9 protein-coding genes and 1 pseudogene are annotated in these 21,979 nt (G+C 69.1%); 7 read left to right on the top strand and 3 right to left on the bottom strand.

Going from position 1 to position 21,979, the window contains the following annotated elements; genetic code table 11:
• Both ACFVQZ_RS35795 and ACFVQZ_RS35790 read right to left on the bottom strand, forming a co-directional pair.
• On the bottom strand, positions 1-1,678 hold a 1,678-nt coding region (locus ACFVQZ_RS35795), incomplete at its 3' end, for a phospholipase D-like domain-containing protein (protein ID WP_383629067.1).
• Positions 1,678-2,955, bottom strand: coding sequence for a DUF6361 family protein (locus tag ACFVQZ_RS35790; RefSeq protein WP_378229616.1), 1,278 nt, complete (start codon positions 2,953-2,955; stop codon positions 1,678-1,680). The genes ACFVQZ_RS35790 and ACFVQZ_RS35795, both read right to left, overlap by 1 nt.
• 267 nt (positions 2,956-3,222) lie before the next feature.
• Between ACFVQZ_RS35790 and ACFVQZ_RS35785 the strand changes: the two genes are divergently transcribed.
• Positions 3,223-4,815 carry a DNA cytosine methyltransferase gene (locus ACFVQZ_RS35785; RefSeq protein ID WP_378229614.1) on the top strand — a complete coding sequence of 531 codons (1,593 nt, stop codon included), beginning with the start codon at positions 3,223-3,225 and terminating at the stop codon, positions 4,813-4,815.
• A complete protein-coding gene (locus ACFVQZ_RS35780) occupies positions 4,808-5,287 on the top strand; it encodes a very short patch repair endonuclease (RefSeq protein ID WP_383629069.1) in 480 nt (159 codons plus the stop codon). Before ACFVQZ_RS35785 ends, ACFVQZ_RS35780 begins: the two co-directional genes overlap by 8 nt.
• Here the strand turns inward: ACFVQZ_RS35780 and ACFVQZ_RS35775 are convergent.
• Positions 5,268-7,142 (bottom strand): DUF262 domain-containing protein, encoded by a 1,875-nt coding sequence (locus tag ACFVQZ_RS35775; protein WP_378229610.1) that lies wholly within the window; start codon positions 7,140-7,142, stop codon positions 5,268-5,270. The two genes, ACFVQZ_RS35780 and ACFVQZ_RS35775, sit on opposite strands and share 20 nt — an antisense overlap.
• A 143-nt stretch (positions 7,143-7,285) precedes the next feature.
• Between ACFVQZ_RS35775 and ACFVQZ_RS35770 the strand changes: the two genes are divergently transcribed.
• From ACFVQZ_RS35770 to ACFVQZ_RS35750, 5 genes and pseudogenes are all read left to right on the top strand, one after another.
• Positions 7,286-10,360, top strand: coding sequence for a hypothetical protein (locus tag ACFVQZ_RS35770; RefSeq protein WP_378229608.1), 3,075 nt, complete (start codon positions 7,286-7,288; stop codon positions 10,358-10,360).
• Positions 10,361-10,366: 6 nt separating this feature from the next.
• Complete coding sequence (locus tag ACFVQZ_RS35765) at positions 10,367-15,604, top strand: DEAD/DEAH box helicase (RefSeq protein WP_378229606.1); 5,238 nt, start codon at positions 10,367-10,369, stop codon at positions 15,602-15,604.
• Between the two features lie 27 nt (positions 15,605-15,631).
• On the top strand, positions 15,632-15,871 hold the full coding sequence (locus ACFVQZ_RS35760) for a hypothetical protein (RefSeq protein WP_378229604.1): 240 nt from the start codon (positions 15,632-15,634) through the stop codon (positions 15,869-15,871).
• 159 nt (positions 15,872-16,030) lie between these two features.
• The gene (locus ACFVQZ_RS35755; RefSeq protein ID WP_378229602.1) at positions 16,031-18,988 is read left to right on the top strand and encodes a helicase-related protein; all 2,958 of its coding nucleotides are present in this window, start codon (positions 16,031-16,033) and stop codon (positions 18,986-18,988) included.
• Positions 18,988-21,979: pseudogene (locus ACFVQZ_RS35750) on the top strand (type II restriction endonuclease subunit M); the annotation flags it as partial. The gene ACFVQZ_RS35755 and the pseudogene ACFVQZ_RS35750, both read left to right, overlap by 1 nt.

The following is a 21,979-nucleotide window of genomic DNA, read 5'->3' as shown; positions in this document are numbered from 1 at the left end:
TGGCCGGGTCGCCGACCGGACCGGTGGCGAACGGGGACGCCGCCGCAGGGTCGGCGAGGAGCAGGGCGAGATAGCGCGCGACGTCGTCCCGGCTACGCAGGGCGTCGCGGACCGCGGCGTGCCGCCGCTCGGCGACGTCACCGTCCAGGCCGAGCACGACGACGCAGCGCCGGGTCGCACGCTCGTCACCCGTCCCGGCCGTCGTCTCCACGGCGAGGAACGGGGTGACGGCACGAAGGCTCAGGCCCTCCCACGCGACGTCCGCGCCCTCGTGGAACAGCCGTGCGTGCAGGTCGGCCGGCAGGGTCACCGGCCACGTGACCGTGGTGGCGCCGGGCACCGGCTCGGGCAGGCCGTGCGTCCCGACGACGAGGCGCGCCGTGGGATCGCCGTCGCTGCCGTCCGCGTCGTCCGTGGTGAGGCTTGCGCGCAGTCGGGACGCGGCGAGACGCCGGTGGAAGTCGTCGATGTCGAGGGCGGTGGACTCGGCAGGGTCGACGACCGGCTCGGGCGAGCGCGGCGCGAACGCGTCCAGCACTTTCGCCAAGCCCGGGACGTCCTTCGCACCGTCGAGCGTGGCGCGCACGCCGACGTCGGCGGTGCGGCCCTGCAGGGCGACCGCCAGCTCGACGTTCCCGCCCCATGCCGCCGTGGTGAGGTTCGCGCTTCCGGTGACCGTCGTGCTGTCTCGACCGGAGTCCACGACGACCGTCTTGGCATGCAGACCGTCGCGGACGCGATCCGTCTCGCGGACGGGACCGGCGGTCGAGCGGGGGTCGCCCGACGAGGCGGCGCCGTCGTCCGAGGACGGGTCGCGCTCGGCCGCTGACGACAGGGTCCGGGTCGCCCAGCAGTCGAGCGGGATGGTGCCCAGCCGGTCGAACGTCTCCGCGCGGGAGACGAGCGTGCGGTCGTCCGCGTCGGGGAGCCTGCGGAGCAATCCGGCGTCGAGGAACGGGCTCACCGCGAGGACGCGGTCCGCGGCGTCGGGGAACGGCCAGGGCGTCGGGACACCGTCGAGCCCGAGGGGCAGGACCTCGGCGCTCCGGAACGGTGTGGGCGGGGCGAGCCGCGCGTTCGCGACCGACGCGGCGACGGACTCCACCTGCGCGGCGCGGTCCTCGGGGAGCGGGGACGTCGCCAGGTGGGGGAGAGCGCGCAGGAAAGCGCTGATCGGGGCGGGGGCGACCGGCTCGGCGGCCGATTCGTCCTCGTCCAGGACTAGCACGGTGTCCCAGGACAGGTCGAACGTCAGGTTGCGGCTGAGCACGACGAACCGGTGGCGGTACGCATCGTCGTCGTCGACGAACCGCAGGGTCCACGACTTGGGATGGAACAACCGACCCGGTGCCGGGGCCATGACCTGGTGCACGGCCCCCTCGACGAAGGTGAGCACCGAGCGGTACGACGCCGGCACGCTGATCCCGCCGGCCTGGCAGAAGACCGTGGTGAGCTCGCTGTAGCGCTGGACGGCCTCGAGCAGGCCGATGGGATCGGTCGCGGCGAGGTCGTCGCCATCGACCTGGGCGCTCGCGTCGAGCGTCGCGAACGTCACGGGACCCAGCAGTAGCGCGGTGAGGTCGAGCGAGTACGTCGTGGCGATCGCGGCGTCGACGCGCAGGCCGACGGGCGGGCGGAGGGCGTCGGTGAGCAGGACGCGGGTATCCGGGGTGAGCATCAGGCGGGGGTCCTTGCAGTGAGGAGCGCGTCGGTCGGCTGCCCACGTCGAATGGTGCTCGGGGGGTCGGGCAGAGCGGACAGGAGGTCGTCGAGGAGCCGCCGGGTCACGCCCCACCGGTAGTCGAGCAGTCCGGTGCCGGACTCACCCTTCCACGCCTCGCGGGCCGATCTGTTTGTGAGTCGTGCGCGTCCGCCCTTGAGGCCACGCTCCCGCTGGGCGACGAGGTCGCGTGCTCGCGACGAGTCCTCGACGCGGTCGCCGTCGAGCAGGACGTCGAGCCACGCGTCGGTGAACCTGCGGGTCGGCAGCGGGATCCGCTCGTTGCGTGCCGTCAGGACGCTCCACAGCTCGCCGCGGTCCCAGCCGTCGAGGGCGCGCGTCTCGACGAGCTCCTCGTGCCAGTCGTCGAGGCGCTCCCGGTAGTGGTCGACGACGTCCGGGATGGCAGCCGACTCGGCGACGAGGAGGTTGTACAGGAGCGCGGCACCGTGCATCGCGAGGCTGAACCGCGTTGCGTGGTCGACGACTGATTGAAGGTCGCTCGGCACACCGACCAGCGAGAGCTCCGCGGCCGAGGCGGCGTCGAGATCGACGGCGTCGCGGTGCTCGAGGAGCCATCCGAGCAGCGAACCGTGGGTCGTCGTGCGCAGCCGTTCGAGGAGGACCTCGGCCTCCTCGGGGCGCAGGTCGAAGGTCGTCGACCGCAGCAGGTCCTCGGGAGGTTCGAGGCCGGCGAGGTCGAAGCCGGCGTCCAGAGCCCTGTCACGGGCGCCCGGGTCGTCCGTCTCGGTCCGGCCACGGCCCGCGCCACGGAGAGCCGAGCCGCGGCGCAGATGCCCGACGACGCTCGTGTCCCAGGTGCGCAGGTGCCAGCGGCCGAGGGGTCCCCAGTAGACCTCGCTCGGCATGCGCTTCAGCTTCGCGCGGGCGGTCTGACCGAGGATGCCCTGGTTCCGGCCGCGCTCCTCGTCCCGGTAGCCCTCGAGCAGCGACTCGATGAGCCGCACCTCGTCGGCGCGCAGGCGACGCACGGCGTCGTCGACGGTCGAGGTGCCACGGACCGCACGCTGCACCAGCCACGGGACGAACAGCACGTACCGCAGCCGGGTGAGCAGCGTCGACGTCCCCGGGAAAAGCGCGTCGGAGAACGTGTCCCGGATCGACCCGATCCCCAGCTCGTCGACCGTGCCCTGCTCCTTGAACAGGTCGACGACCTCGAGCATGCGACGACGCTGGGCGTGGTCGGTGTCTAGCCAACCGAACGATGACGCCACGTGGTCCTCCTCTGACGCTGGCTACTGAAGCGTAGGAGTGAAGTGTCGGTCTGTGGACGCTTGCAAGGGTGAAGTTGGACCCGCGTCCGGTACTGACGCGGCATGGCGAGTGCGCTAGCTCCGTGTGGCAGGCGGTGGTAGCTTGAGCGCGTGATCGCCCAGGACTCGGGCGGTTGTGGACAGGGCATGCGCCGCGGGCTTGCCGCGCTAGCGTCGGGTCTGCCCGGACCGGCGCGACCGGGCAGCGTCGTGGGCGGAGGAGGAAGGTTGGTCTCGACACTGGACGGGTTCACGTTCGTCGATCTGTTCGCCGGTATCGGGGGGTTTCACGCCGCACTTGCTGACCTCGGTGGACGTTGCGTGTACGCATGCGAGACAGATCCTCGGGCGAGGAAGGTCTACGAGAAGGCGTGGATCGAGCCGGACCGGAGCAGGGGTCACTCCTATCCGTTCGCAGAGGACATCAATGACGACGTGGCGTACGTCGAGGAAGACGCGCTCCCCGCGGCTCAGGACGACCTCAAGGAGTTCCCCGAGCACGATGTGCTCGCTGCGGGATTTCCGTGCCAAGCGTTCAGCAAGTCGGGGAAGCAGCACGGGGTGCTGGACGAGACCCGAGGAACCCTCTTCTACAACATTCTTCGGATCGTCCGCGCTAAGCGGCCTCGGGTCGTCTTCCTCGAGAACGTGAAGAATCTCGCTGGACCCAAGCATCGCGACACCACGTTCAAGACGATCATTCGGGCCCTTCACGAGCTTGGGTACGTCGTCGCGGCCCACCCGACCGTCATCTCACCGCACAGGATCTCTCCTCGGCTCGGCGGTACGCCGCAGATGCGTGAACGCATCTACATCATGGCGATCCACGGAAGTGCGCTGGGTGACGATCTCCAGACCGGAGCAGAGCGCATCGAGTGGACGAGGAAGAGCAGAGCATCCCTCGCGACGGCGCCGCCCTTTGCGGCCTTCGAGTACGACGGTTGGGACCCTGGTCAGTGGCGGATCCGCTCCACACCCCTGGCGCTCTACGGAGGTGAGCCGATTCTCGTCGGCGACGCTCGGCTAGGGGACGTCAGCCGGTACGCCGTAGGCGAAGAGGGCCCGGCCATCGCGGCGTGGGACGGCTTCGTCCGTGAAGTCGTCAGGCGTCGCACGCTCAGGAGAGACGACGGCCGCCGGCGGCTCCCTGGGCACCCCATCTGGCTCGGGGTTCTCGACGAGGGCTGGCTCGCCCAGGAAAGGGCTGACGCTGAAGGCAGGCGGCCGACGCACGACCCCGATGATCGCGGTTGGAAGCACGCCTTCCTGGACCTCAACGAGCGCTTTGTCGTCGACTACCGACATGAGATCAATGCCACCCTGGGCGACACCGTCCTCTCCTTCGAGCGCAGCCGCCAGAAGTTCGAGTGGCAGGCGCAGGACGCCTCGTCGCTCGACGAGTGCCTGATCCAGCTCCGCCCGTCGGGCATCCGGGTCAAGAAGGCGACGTACACCCCGGCTCTCGTCGCGATCAACCAGACCCCGATCCTGGGTAAGGAGCGTCGCCGGATCGCACCGCTCGAGGCGGCTCGACTTCAGGGCTTCCCCGATCGTGTCGCGCAGATCATGACGAAGAGTCAGCCCGACAGCGCGTCCTACAAGCAGCTGGGCAATGCTGTGCACGTCGGGGCGGTGGCGTTCGCACTCGCCCAGTTTCTCGGGCACTTCGAAGAGATCGCGGGCCTCGATCCACGGCTTCAGGGCGCTCGCCACGCGTGGCGCGACCGATGGGAGGCCGGAGACGAAGCGCACGGCGTTGTCAGCAGGAAGGGGCTCCCCGTCGGGGGCGCGACCGATGACGACGAACCGCGAGCTGCCTGAAGGGGTCGCTGCGCGTCCGCAGCGTGTCCCGGCACACCCAGGCTCAGCCTCGGCGCGTGTCTCGGAGAAGATGAGCCGTGCGCGCAGGAGAGATACGAAGCCTGAGCTTGCGCTGCGCAGGGTGCTCCATGCGCACGGGCTCAGGTACCGGGTCGCGTTTCCCGTCCCGGGGCAGCGTCGGCGGACGATCGACATCGCGTTCACGCGGCCAAGGGTCGCGGTGTTCGTCGATGGGTGCTTCTGGCACGGCTGTCCGGAGCACGGAACCTCACCGCGCTCGAACAGCGAGTGGTGGCGGATCAAGCTCGCGGCGAACCACGCGCGAGACCTGGACACGAACAGGCTGCTCGAGCAGCAGGGATGGCTGGTCCTCCGCTACTGGGAGCATCAGGAGCCGTCCGCCGTGGCCGCCGAGATCGAGCGTGTCCTCTCGGGCGTGCGCAAGAGGCAGGTCAGCTCTCCGCAGCGTTGACGATAAGCTGGAGCGCACGCGCCGTCGAATGGCCGTACCCGTCCCTGACAGCGCGATCTGCCACTTCAGGATCGATGCCCAAGGTGTCGAGCACGCCGATCGCGACTCTGGCGATCTGTGACCACTGGACGGACGTCTGCGTCTTGGAGGGGCGTCCCCACTCGGCGGCCGAGCGGACGCGCAGCTCTTCCTCGTGCCGACGCAGCTCCTCTCCGACCTGATCGCCCAGAACGGCGCCAGCGAGGCAGACCCCAGCCAGACTTGCCACGAGCTGGAGGTCGTGCCAGCGCGCGCCGTGCTTGCCGTCCTTGAAGTGGTCCGACCACGCGTCGGCGGCGCGGTGGGCTCGCATGCCCGTGGCGACCAGCCGAAGCGCGTCGCTGATGACCCTTTCGTCGCGGAGCGGGTCGCCGGGGCGCTGAGCCCGGTCCAGGAGCGCATTGATCTGGTTCGCGGTAGACAGACGGCGAGGTTCGCCGTCGTCGTTCAGAGAATCGAGGAAGAGCGTGGAGAAGAGCCAGGACAAGACCTTCGTCCGCCGGTAACGAGAGTCGGGGACCCCGGAGTCGGAGAGGAACGTCGAGATCGCGCTCACGTGCGAGGAGACCGGGGAGAGGAACGATGCGGCGGCGCGGATTCCTGGCCCGTCACCAGCCGATACCGCGAGGGCACGCATCAGGAGGAGTTCGTGGTAGACCGCGTTCCGGATCTCCTCCGCGTTGAGGTGCTTTCCCTGCTTGTTGTAGAGGCTGAAGACCTCGTGGATCTGGCGGGGCGTCGCCTCTGTGTACTCGATCACGGGGACCTTGTAGTCCGTCGTCGCCTCGAAGATGTCGCGAACCGCGACGTGCTCGCCGCCGACCCGCACGAACTCGTCGGCGATCTGGTGAAAGTACTTGCCTGCCAACGGGGCGAGATCGCCGCTCAGCCCTGCCGACCCAGCAGCAAGCTTGAAGGGGAAGTAGTAGGAGCGCTCCGCAGTGGCCGTCAAGGCCTCGCCGGTCGCCTTCTTCCACGCCGTTCGAAACTGCGGATAGTTGGTCCGGAAGAGATGGGCGAGATCGAACCCTGGGTACTCGCGTGTCGCTGACTCGACGACCTCGAGCGCGGCTGGGTGAGCGCCGATGAAACGGAGGATCGACGTGAGTCGCTGCTTGCCGTCGACAACCTCGAAGGGCGCTTCCGCCGCCGACTTTGGACGCAGGATGATGACGGACGGCAGCGGGATCCCTCGGAGGATCGACTCGATGAGGAGCTGCGAGTCGCCGGTGGGCCACACGTCGCCGCGCTGGTAGGAGGGACTGAGCTCGAGCCTTCGCGACTTTGCCCGGGAGGCGAAGTCGTGGATCGACCACACTTCGGCCTTGGCCCGGATCGGGCCTGAGACGGTCGTGTCGACGGTGTCGTCCCACGCCTCGACCCAGGTCGTGGTGGCACTCGCACGGCTGCCGCTCTCGACGGCATCGAGGAAGACGTCACGAAGGTTGAGCGCTCGGTCGACCCGCGTGCGGAGAAGGTCGAGCCCGTGCGGCGTGAGCGTCACGATGTCCTGGTGCACCGTGTACATCTCGTGCGGGGTGCCGGAGCCGAGGCCCTCGAACAGAGACTTCGCGAGGCGCTCCGTTGGCGCGATCGGATCGAGACGGCTGTCGAGACGCAGCCAGTCCTGCACGGCTGCTACCAGGTCGAGCCAGGAGCCGTCGTCAAGACGAACGTCGTGCTCGGTGAACTCCTCGGACTGCTCGACCTCGGTCGGGTGCGGGCTCGTCGCAGACAACGATGCAAGCCCTACAGCGATCGCTCGTTCGATCTCGCGACGGTCGTCAGCGTCAGTCTCGCCACCCAGGTAATCCATGATCTCGCCGTCTCGCCATCTCGTCAGGTTCCGTCGCCGACGCAAGGATCGTAGCCACTTACGGAGGGGGAGTCTGCAGCCGCTCGAGGCGTTGGCTTACCCGCCAGGGAGATTTCGCCCCCTCGACGGTCGAGATCACGGACATGACGGACTACGGTGCACGTGTTGGGACGACCGACATGTGCAGCGTGGCAGGGAGCAGCAGCATGATTCCAGACAGGGACGCCTGGGCAGGGTACGACCGTTGGAACGATCTTCTGGCTGCCGAGCTGTTCCCCGAGACCGAGCAGCCGGCGCCGGTCTACCTGGATCTCGAGGCAGACGTTCTCTCGCGAGTCGCTGCGCGTATCGGGGTACCTGAAGATGGGGTGGTGCAGGCGCTGGCGGCCGCGGTGGCGAGTACCGTCGAGGTCGAGAGCGCGCGCGCTTTTCACCATCACCGGCAGCGACTTTCCGTGTGGAGGACGGGTGATCGCGAGCGCGTCAACCCCTTGATCGCGCTCCTCGCGGTCTTCAGCCTTGCCGCCGAACGCATGGCGAGCGGCGAGGGTATGTCGGCGAACAACTACTACGGTCGCCTCGCGACCCTTCTTGGCGGTAAGGCCGAAACTCTCGGCAAGGCCTATCGCACGATCGCAGAACCGTTCTGGGGGAGCCTCAATCTCTGGCTCACGACCGTGGGGGGTGCACGAGGGCTTCCGACCGCGTATTCGGTGGGGATGCGGTTCGTCGGCCTCGCGGTCTCCCAGGCGCTCGTGCGGGAGGCCGATCGGCGGCGCCTCGAGCGGTTCTTCTCGGACTTCGACCTCGCGCCCCGATCGGAGCTCCCGCCGGCAGAGCTGACCCCGCTGCTCGGCTCGTGGATCGACCAGAACCCGAGCCCGGCGACGAAGTACCTCGTAGCGCTCTGGAGCAGGTCTGGACTCCAGGACCGCGTAGCCGAGGTCGCGGCGACGCTGCTGAGCGAGTGGGACGGCATCGACTCGGAGACCGAGGGTCTCGGTCCGCGCGGGCGCGCGTCGCTCGCGATGTCCATCACGGCCTTCCCTCGTAAGCAGGTGAGGCTTCGACCTGTGTTCTTCCTGCCCCGCCCTGAGCAGTCGCGCAGCGTCGTGCTCCATGGGGAGCGGGACGAGAAGTTAGTTCTCGTGCAAAGCTCAGCCGCAGCCATGAGCTTCCAGGACCCGGGCATCATCGACGCCGCGAGCCTGCTCGAGGGCGTCCTCGAGGTGGAGGACGAGCTCGCCGGTACGATCCGTCGTCGTCCTCGCGGGCTCGTCGTCTTCCGCAAGGACGACCTGACTGGCGACTGGGTCGAGGTGCAGCAGGTGCTCATGGGCGACGACGTGGTCGTTCTCGTCGCTGATCGGCTCCGGCAGCGGGTCGAGGGGATCCTGGCTGAGGTGTCGCGCCCGGGTTGGGAGCCTCGGGAGCTGCCGGGGGTGCCGGAGGGCTGGACCTTGCTCCAGCGCGTCGAGATCTTCTCGCGGCCGTCGGACGCCGAGCAGGCGCACACCGACGTCCGCGCCCTGGTCCCGCTGACCAGCAGCCAGCTCAAGCTCGCAGGTGGTCTCGCGCTTCCCGGCCCTCTCCGCAACCGTTGGCACTCGGCACGGCCTCCCGAGCTGCGCGCGGTGAGCGATGTCGGCGAGCCGTTCTCGGTGCGTCTTCTCGATCTGGGCGCGCCGGGTGACGACAGGGACGACGAGGTGGAGCTTGGGCGCTGGGATGACGGCGGCTCCGGTTCGGTCATCCAAGACCTGGCCGGGCTGGAGCTCGAGGACGGGGACTACGCGGTCGAGCTTCGCACCGGGGAGACGGCGCTGTCTCGCAAGCAGTTCTCGTTGCGGTCGTCTTCCACACCCGAGGCCTCTCTCTGGGAACGCGCCGAGACGATCGAGCATGCGATGAGCGCCCCCCTCTCCCTTCTCGGTGCGGGTGATCCTTCTGCGAGGGGGCCAGTCGTGCAAGGCGTCGTGATCGACGCGGATCCAACGTCTCCGGAGGCTTCGACGGCGCAGCCACCTCGCAAGCCCTGGTGGATCTCGGGACGCGACCGGGAGAGGGCGACCAAGGTCGTCCTCCGGAGGCCGAGCCAGGACTCCTGCTTCTACTCGGGCATGCACCGATTCGAGCTGGAGACCGCGATGTACGACTCGAAGGGCCGCCCGCTCAGCACGTCCACGATGGGTGTCTGCGAGGGCTGTGGACTGCAGAAGCGATACTCCTCGAGCTACTGGCGGAACAAGAAGAAGTTCGAGCGTCAGCAGGCTCGTGCAGCGACGGCACGTGTCGATGTCGCTGCGCTCCCCCCGTCCGAGGACCGTGGCGGCGACCTGGACGAGGACTGGGAGGTCGCGCTCGACGCGTTGCGCTACGCCGGCGGCGGCCCGATAGCCGTTCTTGAGCGTGTCGCTCAGCAGCTCGACCCGAGCCGCGTGTTCGTCAAGGAGTTCACGAGCACGCTCGAGGCGCTCGGACACATCGAGGTGCGACGGTCGCCAGAGACGCTCGCGCCCGTCGCGTGGGAGGTCTGCCCGACGACAGTCGTGGACACGGGCAGCGAACGTGTCCTCACCGGCTTCTGGAGCAGGCCGCTGGTGGACGACGCGACCGCGTCGATCGAGAACAACGGGGGTCGGGTCGTCTCCACCAGGCAGGTCAAGGGCCCGGACCGCTGGGCAACCACCGCGACGGACGATGAGCTGCTGGAGTGGCTCGACGTCGACGGAGTCCTGGTGGCCGGGCGCGCCGGACCGGAGCTCGCTCGTCTTCTTCCTGCGCTGAGCACGGTCATCGGCGCTCTCCCGCGGACGCGAGCGGCGGGACACCTGGACGTCCAATCGTTCGACCCCGCGCGCTCCTCCTGGGTCGACGGCGTCGGCATCGACGGCGTGGGCGCGTACCGGGTCGGCAGGTACGCCTCCCTGTACCTCCTGCGCACGGAGGCGGACGTCGCGAACGGAACCGTGGCGCTCGCGGACGTCTACCTCGTGAAGCACGCCGCCTCCGTAGCCCTGTGCGGCAAGCCTCTGCTGGCGTACCAGGAGGAGACCGGCGACCTCGCTGTGCCACTGGGAGCGAGTCTTCCCGGGATGTACCAACGAGCAGCCGTCCTCGACTCCGGAAGGTCGCCAGAGCGACGTCGCGGCTATCTCGTCTATCCCGGTGTGTCTCGTGAGGTGGCGCACCGACTGACCTACCTGATCGAGAACTGAGGAACGATGGCCTCCCAGCCCAACCCCGTCAGCGTCGGCGACAACCTTCGCGAGACGCTCCTGCGCTACATCGACACGGCGTTCTACCTCCGTGACGAGTCGCTCCGTCGCGAGCGCCGGCGGCTCCTCACGGAGGAGACACCGCTCGTTCCGCACCCTCTGCTCGAGCCTGTTCTCCCGTACGACGGGACGGAGGATGGTCTCGAGGCGTGCGCAGCCGCAGGCCTGCGCCCTCACGAGGCGCGATGGCTCCTCGGGGGGCTCTTCGGCGTCGACAACGTTGACGGCCTCATGCTGCGACAGCACCAGGCTGACGCTCTAGCGGTGGCGATGAGTGAGGTCGTCACGACCAACCCGGTCGTGACGTCGGGCACGGGCTCGGGAAAGACAGAGTCCTTCCTCCTTCCGGTCCTCGCTCGACTGCTGATCGAGGCACGTGACTGGGCTCCTGGTCCTCGATCAGAAGTTCGATGGTGGGACAGCGCGCCACTGCGCTGGACCGCCGTGCGGTCGGGTGAGACCAGAGATCCGGCGGTCCGGACGCTCGTGCTGTACCCGACGAACGCGCTCGTCGAGGACCAGATGTCGCGACTGCGGCGGACGGCCCGTCGTATCCAGGACGCTGGAGGGCCGGCGCTGTGGTTCGGCCGGTACACCTCCGCGGCTCCGGGCGGGACGACCCTGCCGTCGTCCACGGGAACCCACTCGCGGCTGGCGACAGTCGCCGAGGAGATGCGCAAGCTGGTCGACGAGTACGACTCGCTGGCGGCAGCCGATGCGTCGATCACGGACTTCCTGTCCGATCCGCGGCGCGTCGAGCTCCTGACGCGGTGGGACATGGTCCGGACACCGCCCGACATCCTGGTGACGAACTACTCGATGCTCAACATCATGCTGATGCGGCAGATGGAGGAGCCGATCTTCGAGGCGACGAGGCGGTGGCTGGAGGCAGACCGGTCGCGAAAGTTCACCCTGGTGGTCGACGAGCTGCACCTCTACCGGGGTACGCAGGGCTCAGAGGTGGCCCTCATCCTCCGCAACCTGTTGCTCAGGATCGGGCTCGCCGCTGACTCGCCGCAGCTGCGCGTCATCGGGACGAGCGCCTCCCTCGATGCGGACAAGGGCGAGTATCTCGAGCAGTTCTTCGGCGTTCCGAGAGCGTCGTTCGAGCAGATCAGTGGCGCGCCCCGAACAGTCGACGTCACGCTTCCTGTCCGTCTCGACGACGCCCTGTCCGGCCGTTCATCTGCAAGCCTCGAGGCGATCCTGGCGAGCGCGTGCCGCGACGGGGACGCACCTCCCCGCGCCACCTCTCTCGAGGACATCGAGACGCGCGCGTTCGGCGAGGGGACGGGCGGGCTGGAGAGAGTGACCCGTGCCCTCGAGAAGATCGTGGAGTCACCGTCCTCGAACGCCATCCCCTTCAGGGCCCACTACTTCATGCGGACGATGCGGGGCATGTGGGCGTGCAGCGACCCGGAGTGCACCGAGGTTCCCGGCGAAGGTAGGTCCGTACCCGGGGTCGGAAGGCTCTTCGCCCGCCCGGCCCGTCAGTGCGCGTGCGGTTCTCGGGTGCTCGAGCTGCTCTACTGCGGGAACTGTGGCGACGCGAGCCTCGGCGGCCATGTCCTCTCCTCGCTGGACGACGGAGGGGCCTTCCTCGGCGTCGACCCGAGCGAGAGCGACGCGGAGAGAGCGCGACTCGTGTTCGAGCGGCGCCGGCACGAGTACCGCTGGTACCTGCCCCGCCGAGAGGGAGTCGGGATGTCGTGGCAGCACACGGGGCCCGGCAAGAAGCCGTGGAAGTTCAACTTTACCGCTGCGTCGTTCGACCCTCGGTCCGGATTCCTCCGGCCAGGTCCTGACGAGGCGACGGGGACCGTGGTCACGAGCTCCGGCCCCGACGCCTCCTGGGAGCCACCGGCACTGCCTTCGCACTGTCCGCGCTGCGGGCACCACCGGCGACAGCGGGGCTTTGAGACGGGCCGTGTCTCGTCGGCGCTGCGCGCTCACACGCAGGGTGCGACCCAGGCCGCCCAGCTCCTGGTCTCCGAGATCTTCCGCGAGCTGGGCGACGACAGGGAGTCGAGCCGGACGATCGTGTTCACCGACTCTCGAGACGATGCAGCGCGCATGGCCGTAGGTCTCTCGATGAACCACTATGCCGATCTCGTCCGGCAACAGGTGCAGCAGGTGCTCGCGGCCCCGTCGGAGGATGTCGCGGCAATCCTCAGGGCTGGGGTGAGAGGAACGCTCGAGGGTGCGCTGCAGGCCCGGTACGGTGAGCTCGTCGCCAAGCACTCCCAGGTCAACCAGGCCTACATGCTCGATCACCTGGGCGTGGCCCAGGACGCTCATCGCGAGCTCATCAGCTCGTTCGAGGCCGAGCAAGCCGCTGCGGTGGCGTGGGAGTGGCCGAACCTGGTCAACCAGGTGAGCAGACGACTCGTCGAGCTCGGCGTGCCGCCTGGCGGACCGAGAGCGTCCTTGCTGAAGCTGGACGACGGCAGCCCGTGGTACCGCGCCTTCGAGCCCCCGGTGCCGGGCGAGTGGGAGCCGATCGCACCGGCCGCGCTTCGCGCGGACCTGCAGAGGAACTTCCGCAACCACCTGGCGTCGTCGCTGGGCGACGTGCTGCTCGGGTCCGCCGAGAGGGACTCGGAGGAGACGCTGGTCGCATCTCTCGTTCCTCGCAGTGTCGGGGGAGACGAGGACGTCATCGCACAGGCGGTCCGCTCGAGCCTGCGGATCATCCTCGCCGCGGACCGTTGGCTTCCTCAGGACCGCGCGTCCGACGCCAAGGGACGCGTGAAGGCGGCGGTCGACTACGTGAAGCGTGTCGCCCTGCGAGCGGGCATCGATGCCGACGAGCTGCAGGGCAGCATCGACGCTCGTCTGGCGGGGCTCCTCGACTCCGGACTGGTCCATCTCGACCGCCTCGACCTTCCGCTCGATCTCGTCCCCGCCGGAGACGACGTCTGGGTGTGCGACCTGTGCAGTCGTCGTCATCTGCATCCGTCCGCAGGTACATGCACACGAGAAGGGTGCGCCGGAGAGCTCGAGGTCGTAGCGGTGTCGTCGCTGGGCGAGTCGGACTACTACGCCTGGCTCACCGGTCAGAAGCCGCAACGGCTCGCTGTCGCGGAGCTGACAGGCCAGACCCGACCGCCGGAGGAGCAGCGCAGACGGCAGCGCGTCTTCCGAGGAGCACTTCTTCCTGCACCCAAGGAGAACAGTCGCGCGACCCCGCTCGACGTACTCAGCGTGACCACCACGATGGAGGTCGGCGTCGACATCGGGTCGTTGCGCTCGACGGTCATGGGCAACATGCCGCCGCAACGGTTCAACTACCAGCAGCGTGTCGGTCGTGCGGGTCGCGCGGGCCAGGCCTTCTCGTTCGCAGCGACGCTCTGCCGGGACCGTTCGCACGACGACTACTACTTCGCCAACTCCCACCGGATCACCGGTGACGCTCCGCCACAGCCGTTCCTCGACACCAGCCGCGTGCGCATCCTGCGCCGCGTCGTGGCGGCGGAGCTGTTGCGGCGTGCGTTCGCCTCTCTCCCGACACCGCCCGCCCCGCGGGGTGACAACGTCCACGGCGCCTTCGGCGACGTGAAGGAGTGGGAGGCTCACCGGGAGGGCGTCGAGAAGTGGTTGATGACCAGTGACGACGTTCAGCCGGTCATCGGTCGGCTGAGTGCCCTGACAGGTGTCGGTGCGGCGGACCTCGATGACGTCGCGCACTGGGTTCGGGACACCCTGGTGCTCGAGATCGATGACGCTGTCGAGAACGAGGCTCACACGCAGACGTCGCTGAGCGAACGCCTCGCCAACGCAGGCGTGCTGCCGATGTTCGGGTTCCCGACTCGGGTGCGCTACCTGTACCGCACCGACGCTGGCGGCAAGGTGACGGCGGACGAGCTGAGCGACCGCCCGTTGGGCCAGGCCGTCTCGCTCTTCGCACCCGGAGCGCAGGTCGTGCGCGACGGCTGGGTGTACACGGCGAACGGCTTTGTTGCGTGGCGCCGAGGTTTCGACAACAAGCCGTACTCCGTCAACCCCCTCTCGGCCCGCCTCACGGTGACACGGTGTCAGGAGTGCTCTGCCTCGACGGTGTCGGAGAAGTGGTCGAGCTGCCCCGTCTGCGGTTCGTCCGTGCGCGAGGTCGCGATGTACGAGCCCAGCGGGTTCAGGACGCACCCGGAGCGCACGGACGGCAAGATCGAGGATCGTCGCGCTGCTGGAGCGTCCCGTCCGGTCCTGGGGTGGTTGAACCCGGGGCAGCCGGCAGAGAGAGTCGGCGCGCTCGACGTCTGGATGCTGGAGCAGGCGAAGCTCCTCACCATCAACGACAGCAACGGTCAGCTCTTCACGATGTACCAGCACTCAGACAAGTCGGTCATCGTCCCGCTCGAGAGCAGCTCCGCGCCGACGATGCCCAAGGTGGGTGAGGCAGCGATCGGCGAGGTGCGCACGACAGACGCCGCACTGCTCCTGATCCGAGGAGCCAGCCTCGAGAGCGGTGTAGTCGCGACGGCCCGGGGCGACTGCCCGTCCGGCAACGCTGCGATGCTCTCCTTCGCGGAGGCGTTGCGTCGCGGCTGCCAGTCGGAGCTCGACATCGACCCGGCCGAGCTCACGGTGGGCATCCAGCCACGCACGATCGAAGGGGTCCGAACGGCGGCCGTCTATCTGGCGGACACGCTGGACAACGGCGCCGGCTATGCGCTCGAGCTGGCCCGCAGACGCGTGGGTTCCGTCTTGGACCGACTCCACGGCCAGATCGCCACCTCCTGGGCCGATGCTTCGCACACGAGGTGTGACACCTCGTGCCCGGACTGCTTGCGCTCCTGGGACAACCGCCACCTGCATGGCGCGCTCGACTGGCGCCTCGCGCTCGATGTCGCAGACCTGGCCCTCGGGCGTGCTCTTGACACCGACCGCTGGCGCGAGGTGACCGAGCGTGCCGCGCGAGGCTTCGTCCGAGGATTCGGGGAGGCGGTCGAGGACGGTCCGGGACGGATCGCGATCGAGGAGCGTGACGGCGTGACCGTCCTGACGGCAGGGAAGATCGCGGTCCCTGTCGGTCACCCGTTGTGGTCACGCGACGTCGACCACCTCGAGGAGGTGCAGCGTCGAGTTGCGGAGTCGCTCAGCGCCGACAGCTTCTCCGTCCGTTGGAGCGACGCGCGGACTCTCCGCAACCGCCCCGACAAGGTCTTCAGCCAGTTCGTCGCGTGACCAGGAACCCGAGAAGGAACTACCGCAATGGCCTACATCGTCTCGCTCTCGCCGTTGGACCCGCTGGAGGGTCGGCGACCACACTCGAGGTCAGACTGCACGTGGCGGGTCTCGTCTCGCGACGGAGAGCAGGTCCTCCAGCTCGACACCTACGGCTCGCCGGAGCGCAAGGACGTCGGCACGATCAGCCAGTCGATCCAGCTGGACGAAGAACGCGCTGCCGAGCTCGTCGCGGTCATCAAGTCGGTCTTCCCCGGGGTGCGTTGACAAGGATGCCCGTTCGGCGGCGGTCATGAGACTGCTCCGGCGGGTGCGCGATGTCCTCCCGGAGGACTCCCGAAAGGCCCCGAGGGCGCCCGGTCTCGCCGATAGGATCCACCAGGCAGGGGTGCTCCCTGCCGCAGCACCGCAGAGGAGTACCAGCACGTGACGACGGCGACCGACCAGTCCACCCGGCCGACGTTCACCGGAGCCCCAGGCTCCACCGTCATCGTCCGTGACGAGTCCTGGCTCGTCACGTCGATCGAGCCGACGACAGACGGTCATTTCGTCCATGTCCTCGGCCTGTCGGAGCTGGTTCGCGACACGGAGGCCGTGTTCAGCACAGCGATCGACGACGTCCAGGAGGTGGACCCTTCGGCGACCCGCGTCGTCGCCGACGAGTCGCCGAAGTACCGCCGAACTCGTCTGTGGCTGGAGGCGATGCTCCGCAAGACGCCGGTCCCCGTCGCGGACCCGAGCCTCACGACGGCGCACCGTGCCCTCGCGGACCCGCTCGACTACCAGCTCGCAGCGGTGCGCCAGGCGCTCGACCCGGACAACCTGCGCCCCCGCATCCTTCTGGCGGATGCGGTCGGCCTGGGCAAGACGCTCGAGATCGGCATGATCCTCTCCGAGCTCGCGCGCCGAGGCCGAGGGGAACGCATCCTCGTCGTCACGCCCAAGCATGTCCTGGAGCAGATGCAGTTCGAGCTCTGGACGCGCTTCGCCCTGCCGTTCGTCCGCCTGGACAGCACGGGCATCCAGAGGATCCGCCAGAAGCTGCCGGCGAACCGCAACCCGTTCGCGTTCTTCAAGCGCGTGATCATCTCGATCGACACGCTGAAGAGCGACAAGTACGTGGCGCACCTGCGCAAGCAGCGCTGGGACGCCGTCGTGATCGACGAGTCGCACAACGTCACGAACACCTCGACGCAGAACAACCGCCTCGCGAACCTCCTTGCCGAGCGCACGGACGCTCTGGTCCTCGCGAGCGCGACCCCCCACAACGGACGCGCCGAGTCGTTCGCGGAGCTGGTCCGCATGCTCGAGCCGAGTGCCGTCCGCCCGGACGGGACGCTCGTGGAGGAAGAGGTTCGGCGCCTCATCATCCGCAGGCACCGCCACTCGCCCGACGTCGCGAGCGTCGTCGGTTCCGACTGGGCGGAACGCCTCCCGCCACGCAACGAGCTCGTGCCGGCCTCGCCGGTCGAGGAGGAGATCGCGCGCGAGCTGGAGCAGGTGTGGCTGTGGCCGGCGTCCGGCCGCAGCCCGTACTCGGGCAAGGCCTTGACCCTCTTCCCGTGGACGCTCGCCAAGGCGTTCCTCTCCTCGCCGGCGGCACTCGCGGACTCGGTCCACAACCGCCTGCGCACGCTCCGGGAGCGCCAGGAGGTGGGCGTCGGCGCCGAGGTTTCCGCGCTGGAACGCCTCCAGCACCTAGCCGATGCCGCGCTGACCCAGCGCTCAGGCAAGTACGACGCCCTGCTCGCCGAGCTCCGCAGCATCGGCGTCGCCCGCACGAGCACGGCTCGTGCCGTCGTCTTCGCCGAGCGCGTCGCCACCCTCGGCTGGCTCCAGGAGAAGCTCGTCCGGGATCTCGGCATGACGAAGGACCAGGTGCAGGTGCTGCACGGGGGTCTGAGCGACGTCGAGCAGCAGGACGTCGTGGACTCGTTCAAGCTTGCGTCGTCGCCGATCCGCGTGCTGGTCACGGGAGATGTCGCCTCCGAGGGCGTGAACCTGCACAGCCAATGCCACCACCTCATCCACTACGACATCCCGTGGAGCCTCATCCGGATCGAGCAGCGCAACGGCCGCATCGACCGCTACGGGCAGAAGCTCGCCCCGCAGATCGTCACGCTCCTCCTGCAGCCGACGACGACGGACCGCTTCGGCGGGGACATCCGCGTGCTCACGCGGCTCGTCGAGCGCGAGCACGAGGCCCACAAGGCCCTCGGCGACTCCGCGTCCCTCATGGGCACGTACGACGTCGCGGCGGAGGAGAAGGCCATCGAGGAGGTCATCCGGGGGCAGAAGGACCTGGACGACGTGGTCCGCAGCCCGGAGGACGTCGCGGCGGCCGACGGCATCGACGGCTTCCTCGCGCGCCTCCTCAGCCTCGGTTCGGGCACGGAGGTGCCCGACGCCGCCCCCGTGGTCCCGACGAACGGGTCGCCGGCCGCCGTGGGCACGTCGGGCCTGTACGACGGCGAGCTCGCGTTCCTCACGGATGCGGTGCACGAGATCAGCCCGACGCCGGGTATGGCGCCGCCGAACGGGGTGGGGTGGACGCCGCCGTCGGCCCACGGCGTGGCGAGCCTCCGCCCGCCGCGCGACCTGCGACAGCGGCTGGAGGTCCTCCCACAGTCGTACCTGGACGCTCGCGACGTGACGCAGACCCTCAAGCTGGCGACCACCTCGGCGCGTGGCAAGGCGGAGCTGGTCCAGGCGCGGACCAGCGAGTCGACGTCGACCTGGCCCGAGGCGCACTACCTCGCCCCGCTGCACCCGGTCGTCGACTGGGCCGCCGACAGGGCGCTCGCCGTGCTCGGTCGCGACCAGGTGTTCGCGGTGCGCGGCGCGGTCGACCAGGTCACCGTGCTGCTGCAGGGCACGCTGACGAACAAGCGGGGACAGGTCGTCGCGACGTCGTACATCCATGCGATCTTCCCCGACGAGAGCGATCCGCAGTTCGCGCTCGCCCAGGTGTTCCCGTCGGCCTCCGAGGCGATCGCGGCGCTGGCTCTCGAGGCGGTCAACACGGGCGCACTCCGTGCCGCCGAGCAGCTGCAGCCGTTCGTGGCTGAGGCGGTGCGTGCCTCGGACGCCCCGATCGCCGACCAGGTGGCCGCCATCCGGGCCGAGACGGAGCGCCGGGTGAGCAGCTGGCAGGAGCGCAGCCGGAAGTGGCGCCTCGAGTCGCAGGTGCTCGTGCAGCGCGACGAGCTGCGCAGCCGCAAGGAGCGCGTGGACGAAGAGACGCGCCTCGCGGAGTCGATGCTCCCCGACCGGACTCTCGTGCGCCCGCTCCTCGTCGTGGTGCCGGCGACGTGGTCGGGCGCCCCTCCCCAGGTCGCCGGTCCTGAAACCTGGGTTTCACCGATCGAGGAGGACCAGCACTGATGGCGGTGAGCGACGCGATCGTCGTCGGCGAGGACTGGATCAGCGAGCACTACTTCGCGACGGACGGCAAGCAGTCGTTCCAGGCGCGCGTGCTGGACCGCCGCAAGGAGTGGGACGCCGAGACCGCGGAGGGTCGTGCGACGACGCGGTCGCGCTTCACGGAGTCGCGCGGCGAGCTGTTGTCGGTCTTCGCGTCGTTCGGCGAGGAGGGCGGTCGTAGCCCTGAGCTGCCCATGTTGTACGAGCGGTTGCGCCGGGTGCTCGGGTTCGAGGGTGCGGGCCTCGTCGCCGAGCGCTCCGGCCCGGTCCTGCGTGTGCACGCCACAGGCCTGAAGGGCGCGGCCCCGCTGGCGATCGTCGAGGCCGTCGCCGTCAAGGACGTCGAGTCGCTCCTCGCCAAGGGCGATGCGCACAAGCCGTCGCCGGCGGACCGCACGCTGCTCGTTCCGTTCGACGTGGACGAGTCCACCCAGGTCCACTCGGTCGCTCGCCTCCTGTCGTACCTGTTCGTGTCCGACGACGCGCCCGACTTCGCGCTCGTCCTCGCCGGGGGCACGGCGCTCGTCGCGGAGAGGGCGCGCTGGGCGGAGGGCCGGTACCTCGCCGTCGACCTCCAGCTCGTGGCCGAGCGCGCGGACGCGAAGCGCGGGGGAGAGATCGACCGCGCACTGACGTGCCTGGCCGCGCAGTCCCTCGCGCCCGACGCTGAGGGCAACGTCTGGTGGTCAGGCGTCCTCGAGGACTCCGTGAAGCACACGGTCGGCGTCTCGAAGGACCTGCGCGAAGGAGTGCGCCTGTCGATCGAGCTCATCGCCAACGAGGTCGTGGAGCGGCGCCGGGCGCAGGGCCTCGACCCGCTCCCGCAGTCTGAGGCGCAGACGCTGGCGAAGCAGTCCTTGCGGTTCCTCTACCGCATCCTCTTCCTCCTCTACGCGGAGGCGTCGCCCGAGCTCGGCGTGCTACCCGTCGGCGACCCGGCGTACGAGCGCGGGTACAGCCTCGACCGTATGCGCGAGCTGACTCTCGTCGAGCTGGCGAGCGCGTCGGCCGAACGAGGCACGCACCTGTACGAGTCGTTGCACGTCCTGTGCCGACTCGTCGACCGCGGGCACGAGGGCGGCACCGCGCCCGACGGCGGCGGCGAGACCGAGGGCCTGACCTTCCGGTCCCTCAAGGCCGACCTCTTCGCGCCCGCGGCGACGGCCCTGGTGGACGAGGTTCACCTGGGGAACGGCACGGTGCAGGAGGTGCTCCGTCACCTCCTGCTCAGCAAGGAGGTCAAGGGAAAGGACCGCGGGTTCATCTCCTACGCGGAGCTGGGCATCAACCAGCTCGGTGCGGTGTACGAGGGCCTGATGAGCTACACGGGCTTCTTCGCCGAGGAGGACCTCTACGAGGTCGCGAGAGACGGCAACGCGGAGAAGGGCTCGTGGGTCGTGCCGACGACCCGCGCCGAGGGGATCGCTGCCAAGGACTTCGTCCGCGCCGAGGACCCGGTGACCAAGGAGCTCAAGCCCGTGGTCCACGAGCGGGGGACGTTCGTCTACCGGCTCGCGGGGCGGGAACGGCAGCAGTCGGCCTCCTACTACACGCCCGAGGTGCTGACCCGATTCACCGTGTCGCAGGCCCTCGTCGAGCTCATCGGCCCGGACGAGGTCAAGGAAGGCTCCGTCGAGTGGGAGGGCCGCGAGGTCCCCCGCAAGATGTCAGCACGCGAGATCCTCGACCTCACGGTGTGCGAGCCGGCGCTCGGCTCCGGTGCGTTCGCCATCGAGGCGGTGCGCCAGCTCGCCGCCGCATACCTGCGGCGCAAGCAGGAGGAGACGGGCAAGCGCATCGACCCCGACGCGTACGCGGCAGAGTTGCAGAAGGTCAAGGCGTACATCGCCCTGCACAACGTGTACGGGGTGGACCTCAACGGCACTGCCGTCGAGCTCGCCGAGATTTCCCTGTGGCTCGACACCATGGGCAAGGGGCTGCAAGCGCCATGGTTCGGTCTGCACCTCAAGCGCGGCAACTCCCTCATCGGCGCACGACGCGCGGTGTATCGCCGCGACGAGCTCGCCAAGAAGGCCTGGCTCACCGCGGTGCCGGCGGACGTGCCACTCACGCCGTCCGACGCCGATCGCGCCGCCGGGCGGTCGAGCTCGCTCGGCGACGTGGGCGGGAGGATCCACCACTTCCTGCTGCCCGCCGCCGGCTGGGGCAGCGCCGTCGAGGCGAAGGAGGCCAAGGAGCTCGCGCCTGAGGCGCTCGCCCGCCTCAAGGCGTGGCGGAAGACGGTGCTCGTCGCTCCGTCGAAGAAGCAGGCGAATGAGCTGGTCAACCTCGCCCACCGCGTCGAGGCGCTGTGGGACCTCGCGCACCAGCGGCTCCGTATCGCCGAAGACCAAATCCGGCGGTCCATCGACGTGTGGGGCGCCGAAGACCTGCCTGTCGGCGGGGACGTCACGCGCGAGCAGATCGAGGAGGCACTCGCCGATGCGAAGGGTGCCTACCAGCGGCTCCGGCTCGTCATGGACGCGTGGTCGGCAATGTGGTTCTGGCCGCTGACTGACGGGTTAACCCGGGTTAAGTCGGACGACGGTTCCGAGGAGAGCCTCGAGCCGCCGACCCTAGACGAATGGATCGCTGGGCTGCGAGCCGTGCTCGGCGTCCACGCCGAGACCGGAGCCTCGGGGCGTGGACGGAAGTGGACCGGTGGCGACCAGACCCTTGGGTCGACTGCCGACTGGGACGAGCTCAACGAGGCCGAGGAGTTCGAGCTCTCGTTCGCCGGTGTCGCATCGCCGGAACGGGTGCTACGCGAGCACCCGTGGCTCGTCGTGTGCCAACGGGTCGCCCGGCAACAGGCATTCTTCCACTGGGAGCTCGACTTCTCGTCGGTGTTCGCAGAGCGGGGCGGGTTCGACTTGCAGGTCGGGAATCCGCCGTGGGTCCGCCCCGTGGTCGATCTCGAAGCGCTACTCGCCGAGGCCGACCCCTGGTGGC

The sequence above is a fragment of the Streptomyces sp. NPDC057854 genome, from assembly GCF_042797055.1.
Classification (GTDB): Bacteria; Actinomycetota; Actinomycetes; order Streptomycetales; family Streptomycetaceae; genus Streptomyces.
This window is presented reverse-complemented; position numbering and strand designations above follow the sequence as displayed.

What these genes read in the sequence shown, in the direction of transcription:
- ACFVQZ_RS35770 (WP_378229608.1), top strand. Translation starts at nt 7,286, where the DNA reads ATGACGGACTACGGTGCACGTGTTGGGACGACCGACATGTGCAGCGTG.
- ACFVQZ_RS35760 (WP_378229604.1), top strand. Translation starts at nt 15,632, where the DNA reads ATGGCCTACATCGTCTCGCTCTCGCCGTTGGACCCGCTGGAGGGTCGG.
- ACFVQZ_RS35775 (WP_378229610.1), bottom strand. Translation starts at nt 7,142, where the DNA reads ATGGATTACCTGGGTGGCGAGACTGACGCTGACGACCGTCGCGAGATC.
- ACFVQZ_RS35765 (WP_378229606.1), top strand. Translation starts at nt 10,367, where the DNA reads ATGGCCTCCCAGCCCAACCCCGTCAGCGTCGGCGACAACCTTCGCGAG.